The sequence below is a fragment of the Archangium violaceum Cb vi76 genome, assembly GCF_000733295.1.
Taxonomy (GTDB): Bacteria; Myxococcota; Myxococcia; order Myxococcales; family Myxococcaceae; genus Archangium; species Archangium violaceum.
The window spans coordinates 74,131-83,641 of sequence record NZ_JPMI01000017.1 but is presented as its reverse complement, the minus strand read 5'-3'; the positions used below and the strand labels follow the sequence as shown (position 1 = coordinate 83,641).

Annotated in this window: 7 protein-coding genes; 3 read left to right on the top strand and 4 right to left on the bottom strand. The window is 67.8% G+C overall.

Annotated elements, in window-relative coordinates; all coding sequences use genetic code 11:
• Window positions 1-86: 86 nt before the first annotated feature.
• The 4 genes from Q664_RS03465 to Q664_RS03450 form a co-directional block, all read right to left on the bottom strand.
• Window positions 87-1,832 (bottom strand): ABC transporter ATP-binding protein, encoded by a 1,746-nt coding sequence (locus Q664_RS03465; protein WP_043389807.1) that lies wholly within the window; start codon window positions 1,830-1,832, stop codon window positions 87-89.
• A gap of 20 nt (window positions 1,833-1,852) precedes the next feature.
• The gene (locus Q664_RS03460; RefSeq protein WP_043389806.1) at window positions 1,853-3,445 is read right to left on the bottom strand and encodes an MBL fold metallo-hydrolase; all 1,593 of its coding nucleotides are present in this window, start codon (window positions 3,443-3,445) and stop codon (window positions 1,853-1,855) included.
• Between the two features lie 29 nt (window positions 3,446-3,474).
• Window positions 3,475-4,506 (bottom strand): nucleotidyltransferase domain-containing protein, encoded by a 1,032-nt coding sequence (locus Q664_RS03455; protein ID WP_043389805.1) that lies wholly within the window; start codon window positions 4,504-4,506, stop codon window positions 3,475-3,477.
• A gap of 106 nt (window positions 4,507-4,612) precedes the next feature.
• A complete protein-coding gene (locus tag Q664_RS03450; RefSeq protein ID WP_043389804.1) occupies window positions 4,613-5,479 on the bottom strand; it encodes a 5'-nucleotidase C-terminal domain-containing protein in 867 nt (288 codons plus the stop codon).
• Between the two features lie 146 nt (window positions 5,480-5,625).
• On the opposite strand from Q664_RS03450, the gene Q664_RS03445 reads away from it, so the two are divergent.
• The 3 genes from Q664_RS03445 to ffh all read left to right on the top strand — a co-directional run bounded on the left by Q664_RS03445 (window position 5,626) and on the right by ffh (window position 9,312).
• Window positions 5,626-7,215, top strand: a complete 1,590-nt coding sequence (locus Q664_RS03445; RefSeq protein ID WP_043389820.1) for an MBL fold metallo-hydrolase — start codon at window positions 5,626-5,628, stop codon at window positions 7,213-7,215.
• Between the two features lie 40 nt (window positions 7,216-7,255).
• Window positions 7,256-7,474, top strand: coding sequence for an MbtH family protein (locus Q664_RS03440; protein WP_043389803.1), 219 nt, complete (start codon window positions 7,256-7,258; stop codon window positions 7,472-7,474).
• 194 nt (window positions 7,475-7,668) lie between these two features.
• Window positions 7,669-9,312, top strand: coding sequence for a signal recognition particle protein (gene ffh, locus Q664_RS03435; RefSeq protein ID WP_043389802.1), 1,644 nt, complete (start codon window positions 7,669-7,671; stop codon window positions 9,310-9,312).
• Window positions 9,313-9,511: the final 199 nt, after the last annotated feature.

The window sequence follows — 9,511 nt, the reverse complement described above, 5'->3', positions numbered from 1 at the left end:
GGATTCAACCCGGGGGCCGTGGAACCCTCACCCCGTCCCTCTCCCGGAGGGCGAGGGGAAATAGTCACGGATCAGTCCCGGGAGCGTCAGGCGGCCACGAACTGGCGCTCCACCAGCCTGCGGTAGAGCCCCTCCTGGCCCATGAGGGTGGAGTGGTCGCCGCTCTGCACCACCCTGCCCCCCTCGAGCACCAGCACGCGGTCCGCGCCAATCACGGTGGAGAGGCGGTGCGCGATGATGAGCGTGGTGCGGCCCCGCATCAGCCGCTCCAGGGCCTCCTGCACCAGATGCTCACTCTCCGCGTCGAGCGCGCTGGTGGCCTCATCGAGCACCAACAAGCGCGGGTCCTTCAGCACGGCGCGAGCGATGGCGATGCGCTGCTTCTGACCACCGGACAGCTGCACACCGCGCTCGCCCACCAGGGTGCGATAACCCTCGGGGAAGCGGGAGATGAACTCGTGGGCGTTGGCGGCGCGAGCGGCGGCCTCGAGCTCCGCGTCCGAGGCATCCATGCGGCCGTAGCGGATGTTGTCGGCGATGGACGAGGCGAACAGCAGCGGCTCCTGGGCCACGGTGCCAATCCGCTGCCGGAGCCACTCGGGGTCCAGGGAGCGCAACTCCATCCCATCCAGCAGCACGCGCCCGCCCTGGGGGTCATACATGCGCGTCAGCAGCCCGGCGATGGTGGACTTGCCGGCGCCCGAGGGCCCGACGATGGCCACCACCTCGCCCGGCTGGAGCCCCAGGTCGATGTCATGGAGCACGGGCAGGTCCGGGCGAGCGGGATAGGCGAAGCGCACGGCCTGGAACCGGATCTCGCCCTGAAGCTCCCGGAGACGCTCGCCGCCCGAGGAGGGCATGGAGGGCTGGCGGTCGAGCATCTCGAAGACGCGCTCGGCGCAGCCCGAGGCGCGCATGAGGTCCGCCCACAGGTCGGTCAGCCCGCTCAGGGCCATGGAGACGAGGGTGGAGTAGACGAGGAAGGAGGTAAGACCGCCCATGGAGAGCTCGCCCCGGAGCATCAACCTACTGCCGTACCACAGCACGACGGCGGCGGCGGCGAGGCCCGCGAAGGAGGTGCTGGCAACATAAGCGGTGGACAGGCGGGCGCGCTCGCGAGCCACCTCGAAGGCGCGCTCGAGACCGAGGCGGTAGCGCCCTACTTCATGGCGCTCGGCGGCGAAGGCGCGCACGGTGCGGATGCCGGATAGGACTTCATCGGCCACACCATTGGCCTCGGCGAGCGCGGCCTGCACCCTCCGCGAGGTCTGCCGGATGCGCCGGCCGAAGAGCACGGTCGCGACGACCACGGGGGGCACGATGGCCAGCATCAACAGGGTGAGGAGCGGCGAGGTGTAGAGCAACAGGGCCAGGCCACCAGCCGCCTGGGCGCCACAGCGCAGGGCCGTGGCGATGTTGTTGCTCACCGCGTGTTGGAGCACCTGGGTATCGGCGGTGAGCCGGCTCGTGAGCTCGCCGGTCTTGTGCTCGTCGAAGAAGGCCACCTCCTGGGCCACGAGGCTGGCGAACAGCTCGTGCCGCAGCCGCGTCACGATGCGCTCGCCCGCGTGGGTGAAGAAGGAGTAGCGCAGCGCATCGGCCCCGGCCTGCACGGCGAAGACGGCGATGAGCCCGAGCGCGGCCCGGTCGATGAAGGCCTGATTCCTGGCCCCGAGTGCCTCGTCGATGATGAACCGGAGGGCCTGGGGGAAGACGAGGGCCATGCCGCTGCTGAGCAGCAGGAAGAAGACGCCGGCGGACAGGGCTCGCCACTCGGCCCGGGCCAGTCCCAGGAGGCGGCGCACGGTGGAGGAGGAAGAGTCCTGGGACATGCGGTGGGGGGCGGAGGCCGTCAGCGGAGGAAGAGCTCGGCCTGACCGTAGGGCATGTCCGCGGTGATGCCGTGCTGGCGGCAGTACTCGAGCAGCTTGCGGGACTCCACGAGCTGCGGCGAGTTCTCGTGGTAGCCCATCACCATCACATGGCCCAGCCAGGGCTCGCGGCCCATGGCGTAGATGAAGACCTGCCCGGGCTCGAGCCGCTGGACGATCTCGATGGCGCGCACGGCGTTGGAGCCATTGAGCCGCCGGGACTGATCCATCTTCCTGGGCATGGGAGCGGGCAGCAGGGGGCCGTACATCCAGCTCAGCGGCCCACCTTCGGACTCCATGCCCAGCCACATCATGTCGATGTTCCCCACCTCGCGGTGGACATGCTCGTAGAGGCGCGGCTCGAGCGCGTTGGAGTCGGCGGCCATCAACAGGTTCTTCCCCTCGAGCCGGACGAGGTGGGCGATCTTGGCCTGGATGTCGAGATCTCCGTGCTCGCCGATGAAGGGCAGGCCGATGAGCTCGCCACCGGGGAGCGGCAGGGACTCCAGGTCCGAGAGCGCCACCACGTTGTGGAAGCCGGCGTGCTTGAGCATCAGCTTGAGCGAGGGGTCCGCGATCCGTCCGCCGTTGTTCGCGGGCACCACGATGGTGCCGATGCGGTGGCGCAGCTGGAGCAGCGGCTCGAACATCAGGTGATCGGCGTGCCCGTGGGTGATGAGCACGTAGTCGATCTTCTCCGGCAGATCCGCGAAGGTGTAGCGCGGCATGTCCGTGGGGAAGTCGTAGCTGACGACCGGATCCGTGAGGAGGCTGACGTGGCGCGACTCGATGAGCACGCACGCGTGGCCGAAGTAGCGCACGCGCACACCATCGCCGTCGTACCGGGGAGCGGGGCGCGGCGGCTGGTCCGTGAAGAAGGAGGAGAAGGTCTCGAAGTCCCGGGACTCGATTCCCAGCGCCTCGCGCACGGGCTCCACGGGGCCGGGGGTGCGCCGCATGGCGTAGAGCTGGTCGAGGGCCTGGTGCCGGTAGGGAACCTTCACCTGGAGGCTGCCGTCGAGCGTATCCAGCCGTGGGGTGCTGAAGACGTAGGGCCGGGCGTCTCCATGGATGAGCCGCATGCAGAGGCTCTGCGAGGACTCGCGGTGGAAGGGGCTGCGGTAGAGGAGCGACTCGAAGAAGCGGGGCGAGGCCCGGTTCTTCATGTCATACGTGAGCTCCACGTAGCCGCGCAGCAGGTCCGGCACGCGCGGGTACAGTTCCTCCAGGGAGAAACCCTCGGCCGAGTCCAGCAGCTTCTCCAGCTCCAGGACGGCCTCCGCGTACCGCAGGGACAGGGCCTCTTCCTTCAGGGTGCGCTCGAGCAGGGCCTTGACCGCGTCCACCTGCTGCACGCCGTAGTTGATGTAGGGCCCGCCCCGCAGCACCGGGCTCTTCAGCGCGGCCACGTGGATGGCCGGGTTGTCCACGAAGGACTCCATGATCTTCACATGGAGGTTGGCCACGAAGAGTGGCGCCGTCATGGGCGAGGCCAGGAACCACCACGCGTACCACTGGTTGTAGAGCGGTTCGGTGACGACGTTCTGCTTCAGGTACAGCGCGGGCGTGGACATCCACACTCCTCGGAGGAAGGCTCGAAGACTCAGGCCGCTGGAGAGTTCTGGTGGGCGGAGTACCGCTCGATGAGGCGAAGCGACTCCCGGGCGGCCTCGCGCAGCTCGGGTTCCGGCGCTTCCTGGAGCGGAGTCAGGGCGGCGGGCACCTCGGAGCCGGGATAGAGGATCTCCCCCAGGCGCCGGGCGGCCAGCACCCGGTCGCGAACCTCTCCGCGCTGGAGCTCGGCGAGCAGGTAGTCCTTGTAGAGGCCCAGGAAATGGTTCTCCGCGTCCAGGATGCGGGCGCAGAGGGAGCGCAGGTTCGCCTGGTCCTCGGGGGCATCCGGCACCCGGTAGCCCCAGCGCTTGCGGCACTCGTGGATCTGCTCGAACAGGAGCGTCCGCTCGTTGTTGACGTGCAGGCGGTGCGCCTCGATGGCGTCGCGCTTGGAGAACACGTGTTTTCCGGCCAGAGCCACCTCGGCCGCCGCGAGCCGGCTGGCCAGGGTGACCAGTTCCTTGAAGCCCCGGTGCGGCATGCCCTGGGCATCCAGTACGGCGGAGTGATCGTAGCCGTAGAGTTCGCCCCGCGGGTCCGGATGGGCGAGCGGGTAGCGCAGGGGTTCGCCCTCGGCGCGAGCGCGGGCGCGCTCCATGAACATATAGGGCCGGTGCATGCAGAAGCGCAGCCACTGCTCGAGGGGCATCAGCGGGATGCGCTCGCGGATGTCTTCCCCCGCCAGCAACAGGGAGGCCCGCTTCAGGTTGACGGTGCCTTCGGCCATCAGCCGGGCCTCGTCCATGGCGCTCACATCCAGGGGGAAGCGGGCCATCATGCCCACGGAGCGGCGGAAGTGCTCATGGCGCTCCCCCTCCCCTTCCTGGAACCGGTCCTTGAAGACGAGCAGCAGGTCGAGGTCGCTGTCGGCGACCCCATCCCCCGTCGCATGGCTGCCCAGCAGGAAGCAGGCCCGGAGGCGCTGGGGGAAGGCCATCTGGCACAAGCCGATGAAGCCGAAGAGGACGGAGTTGATCCCCATGTCCTCCGTCATGCCGACGAGTGAGAACTCTTCCTCCATCCGTGAACCCCTCAGAGCGGCCAAAGGCGAGGCCGGCATCCTAGTGTGAATCCCCCGGGCCTGCAGCATGCCTGCTCGGAGCCCGGGCGGGCGGCGCCGGCGCGCCTCACGGGCCGACGGACTTGATGCGCGTATCGGCTTCCTTGGGGGTATCGGCCTCGGCGTAGCCCGGACCGGAGGCGGGCCAGGTGGCGGCGAGGTAGTCCGCGAAGGCCCTGTGCTCACGGCCCTCGTCGTTGAAGCCCTGGTTGTTGGGGGTGGTGTCCAGCGGGACGAGGTTGTAGCGGGCCGCGTTCTGGAGCTCGAAGAGGGGGAAGGGGAAGTAGTCGCCTCCGAGGGCGACGACGAAGTCGAGCGTCACCATGCGGAAGGTGCGTTCGGGATCTCCGGCGAGGGCGCCATTGGACACGAGGGTATCCACCACGTTGCCGGAGCCATCCACGATGACGGCCTGGCGGATGCGCTCGCCCTCGGTGAGGAGGTTGCCGTCGAGGTCGAACAGCTGGGCGGGCTTGCTGGCGTCGTACTCGAAGCGGAGACCGCTCACCTGGAGGAACTGGCCCGCGGTGACGTCGGGGGCCACGGCCGCCACGCCGTGCTCCAGCACCTGTTCGAGCTGTGCGGCGGTGACGGTGACGAGCACCAGCGCGTTGTTGAAGGCCAGGCTCTTCTCGATGTCGAGCTGCCTGATCTCGCCGGTCTCGATGGATTCACGGATGCCGCCACTGTTCCGGAGGGAGATGACGGTGGAGGGATCCTTCTTCCGGGCGAACCAGAGGTAGGCATCGGCGGTGAGATTTCCGAGGTTCGTCTCCTCGGTGCGAACGGAAGCCCTCGCGCCGTTGAGGTACACCTGCGTCTTGCCGAAGATGACGGCGTCCGGAGGAGGCGCCGGGGTATCGCAGCCGGCCAGGAGGGCGAGCGCCACGAGGGCACCCGCCAGCGAGACGGGTCGTTTCTTCGAAGGGGGCATGGAGCCGGAGGGTACCGCACCCCGGCCGGGACATTCCCGGTTCCCGAGAGCCGATGGGTGAGCCCCCCCTTGCTCCCGGCATCCGGGTCTTTCATCATCTCGCCACCCTCATCACTTCGGGCTCCTGGGGGCCCGAGGAGCACCGCGTGTCCCAGCCCGCGCTGTACCTGAAGCAGAACGTTGCCGTCGAGCCGCTGTACAACCAGTGGTACGCGTGGTGGTACCTCATCGCGCCCGCGACCGCGCCGCTGTACGTGGCCAACCACCATGTGAAGATCATGGAGTCGTTCGTGGCCAACCCGGCCATCCACGTGGCGGCGCTGAAGAATCCGGCGCTGGCCGGTGGCCCCTACCTCAACTACGGCGTCGAGCGGGCGGGCGAGGTCAAGGAATTGCTGGAGCGGACGCGCAAGGAGCAGGCGGCCTCGCTCCAGTTCGCCCAGGCGGTGGCGGAGCTGGACAAGCTGCTGCTCCCGTCCAACGGCGCGTCGTTGGAGGAGCTGTACAAGAAGGTGCCGGACATCCTCCAGGGGTACGTGGAACTGCTGTACGACCTGAACAACCGGGCGTCGGCGCGTTTCTTCGAGCCGCTGCTCTACCGCAGCCCGCACTACAAGGAGTCCTCGCAGAGCCTGTCGTTCCGCCTGCTGAAGGGGGATGCCCGGCCGTACGTCTTCAGCACGCCGCGGCTGGACTCGGACAAGGACACGCTCCAGGTGCACCTGCCCTTCCGCCACGAGGCCATCGACCAGCTCTACGCCATGCGGCGCACCCCGGGCTCGGTGGACGCCATCCGCGAGGCCATGGGCATTGGCGCCAGGGATGCCGAGCTCTTCTCCACCTTCTTCACGGACCAGGCTCCGCGTCCGGCCCCGCGCTATGACGGCGACGGCGTGCGCGTGCGCTACATCGGCCACGCCTGCGTGCTCATCGAGTCGCGCGACGTGAGCATCCTGACGGATCCCGTCATCTCCTACGACTTCCCCACGGACGTGCCGCGCTACACGCACGCGGATCTGCCGGAGAAGATCGACTACGTGCTCATCACCCACGGGCACGCGGACCACCTGATGTTCGAGCCGCTGCTGCAGCTGCGTCAGCGGATCGGCACCATCGTGGTTCCGGCCAGCAACGGTGGCGGCCTGGCGGACCCCTCGCTCAAGCTGATGCTGAAGGCGGTTGGCTTCAAGAACGTGGTGACGCTGTCCGAGCTGGAGTCCATCGAGGTGCCGGGCGGCTCCATCACGGGAGTGCCCTTCATCGGCGAGCACGCGGACCTCAACATCCAGGCGAAGCTGGCGCACCTGGTGCAGCTCAAGGGCCGCTCGCTGCTGATGGCGGCGGACTCCAACGCGCTCGAGCCGCGCATGTACGACCACGTCCACGCGGCCGTGGGGGACATCGACGTGCTGTTCCTCGGCATGGAGTCCGAGGGTGGGCCGCTGAGCTGGATGTACGGCCCGCTGCTGCCCGCGCCGCTGCCGCGCAAGATGGACCAGTCGCGGCGCCTCAACGGCTCCAACGCCGATCGGGCCATCGAGATCGCCCGGCGGATCAACCCCAAGCAGGTCCACATCTACGCCATGGGCCGCGAGCCCTGGATGGGGCATGTCATGGCCATGGGGTACCATGAGAACTCGCCGCAGCTCATCGAGGCGCGCAAGATGCTCGCGTGGTGCCAGGAGAAGGGAATCACCGCTTCGCTGCCCTACATCCAGGCGGAGCTCTTCTTCTGACGTCCCGCGAATCCCCGTTCACCTGTAGGAGCACTCAACCATGAGCGAGCAAGAGGATACGACCGTCTACAAGGTCGTGATGAACCACGAGGAGCAGTACTCCATCTGGCCGGCGGACCGGGAGAACGCGCCGGGTTGGAAGGACGCGGGCAAGCAGGGCCCCAAGGCCGAGTGCCTGGAGCACATCAAGCAGGTGTGGACGGACATGCGTCCGCTGAGCCTGCGCAAGAAGATGGAGGCGCAGTCGCGCCCCAACTGAGGTGGTAGGCAGGACCTGCCGTCCGGCCCGGGCGGCAGGCACCTTCCAGGGGCCCGGCCGGCCGGGCTGCCTGGGTCTCAGCCGGCCGGGCGATGGGGTAGGCCCGGGGCGAAGGGCGCTTATTTCTCGACTGGTGGACGGCTCGACGCACTTGGGCATCCCGTCCTGGCCTGCGCTGTTATATAGCGACCGCCATGCTTGAGACCGTCGCCAAGGGCTTCCGAGCCGCCAAGAACCGCCTTGCGGGCAAGAGAGAGATCACCCCGGAGATGGTGGACGAGTCGCTTCGCGACATCCGCGTCTCCCTGCTCGAAGCGGACGTCGCCTTCGATGTGGTGAAGAAGTTCGTCGCGCGGGTGCGCGAGAAGGCCGTCGGGGAGGTCGTGCAGACGACCGTGACCGACAAGGCCGGCCAGAAGCACCGCGTCACGGCGGGCGACCACTTCGTCAAGATCTGCCACGACGAGCTCGAGGCCCTGATGGGCCCTGTGGACACGAGCATCCAGCTCAAGCCCAAGGACCAGGTCAGCGGCATCATGATGGTGGGCCTGCAGGGCTCGGGTAAGACGACGACCACGGGCAAGCTCGCCAGCAAGCTCCTCAAGGAGGGGCGCAAGCCGCTGTTGGTGGCGGCGGACATCTACCGTCCGGCGGCCGTGGATCAGCTCAAGGTGCTGGGCGAGCGGTTGAAGGTGCCGGTGTACTTCGAGCCCAACGTGCCGCCGCCGGAGCTGGCGAAGCGCGGGTATGCCGCGGCGCGCGAGCAGAAGTGCGACGTGGTGCTGATCGACACCGCGGGCCGGTTGGCGATCGACGAGGCCCTGATGACCGAGCTGGAGGCCATCAAGGCGAACGTCCGGCCGGACAACATCCTGCTGGTGTGCGACGCGATGATTGGCCAGGACGCGGTGCGCACGGCGGCCGAGTTCGACCGGCGGTTGAGCCTGGACGGCTTCATCCTCACGAAGCTGGACGGTGATGCGCGCGGTGGCGCGGCGCTGTCCATCAAGGAGGTGACGGGCAAGCCCATCAAGTTCCTGGGCATGGGCGAGTCGATGGACAAGCTCGAGGAGTTCCGCCCGGATGGCCTGGCGAGCCGGATTCTGGGCTTCGGCGACATCGTCGGCCTGATGAAGGACTTCGAGGGCGTCGTCGACGAGAAGAAGGCGGCGGAGGACGCGCAGAAGCTGCTGTCGGGCAACTTCTCGATGAAGGACTTCGTCGAGCAGATCCGCATGGTGCGGAAGATGGGCCCGCTGAAGGATCTGCTGGAGAAGTTCCCGCTCTTCGGGGAGATGACGGAGCATCTGAACCCGGACGAGAAGGAGCTGACGAAGATCGAGGCGATGTACGACTCGATGACGGAGCAGGAGCGGCTGCGTCCGAACCTGATCAACGACAGCCGGGTGAAGCGCATCGCGAAGGGAAGCGGGCGCAAGACGGAAGAGGTGCGCGAGCTGCTGCAGAAGTTCGGGATGATGCAGCAGGTGATGGGGACGATTGGGCAGAACCCGGGCCTGTTGGGGCGCATCCCTGGCTTCAAGCAGATGGGCCAGCTGGCGCAGATGAAGAACATGGACATGTCGAGCATCTTCGGGAAGGACCCGAAGATGATGGAGAAGGCGATGGCGGGGATGGGGATGGGGGGCATGCCGATGCAGATGCCGCAGATCGCCCCGGGCTATACGGCGCCGATGGGACAGGCGGCGATGGCCAAGGCGCGGATGATGGGCTACGCGCCGCCGTCGGCCGCGGGCAAGCCCGAGAACAAGGACGCCATCAAGGAGCGCCGCAAGCGCGAGAAGGAAAACAAGAAGAAGAATCGGAAGAAGAAGTAGCCGCTGTCGCGGACCCGGTGTCACCCACGCGCCGCTCGGGAGCCCCAAGGAGGGCCTCCTGGAGCGGCGCGGGTGTTTCGAGGGTCCAGGCGTCCAGCGTTGCGGACGGCGCATCCTGGGAGTGAGACGGGACTCCTGGATGGATTCACGGCGCAAGTGGAACTGAGGCATTCTCCGCGAGTCGTTTCGGGGGCTTACG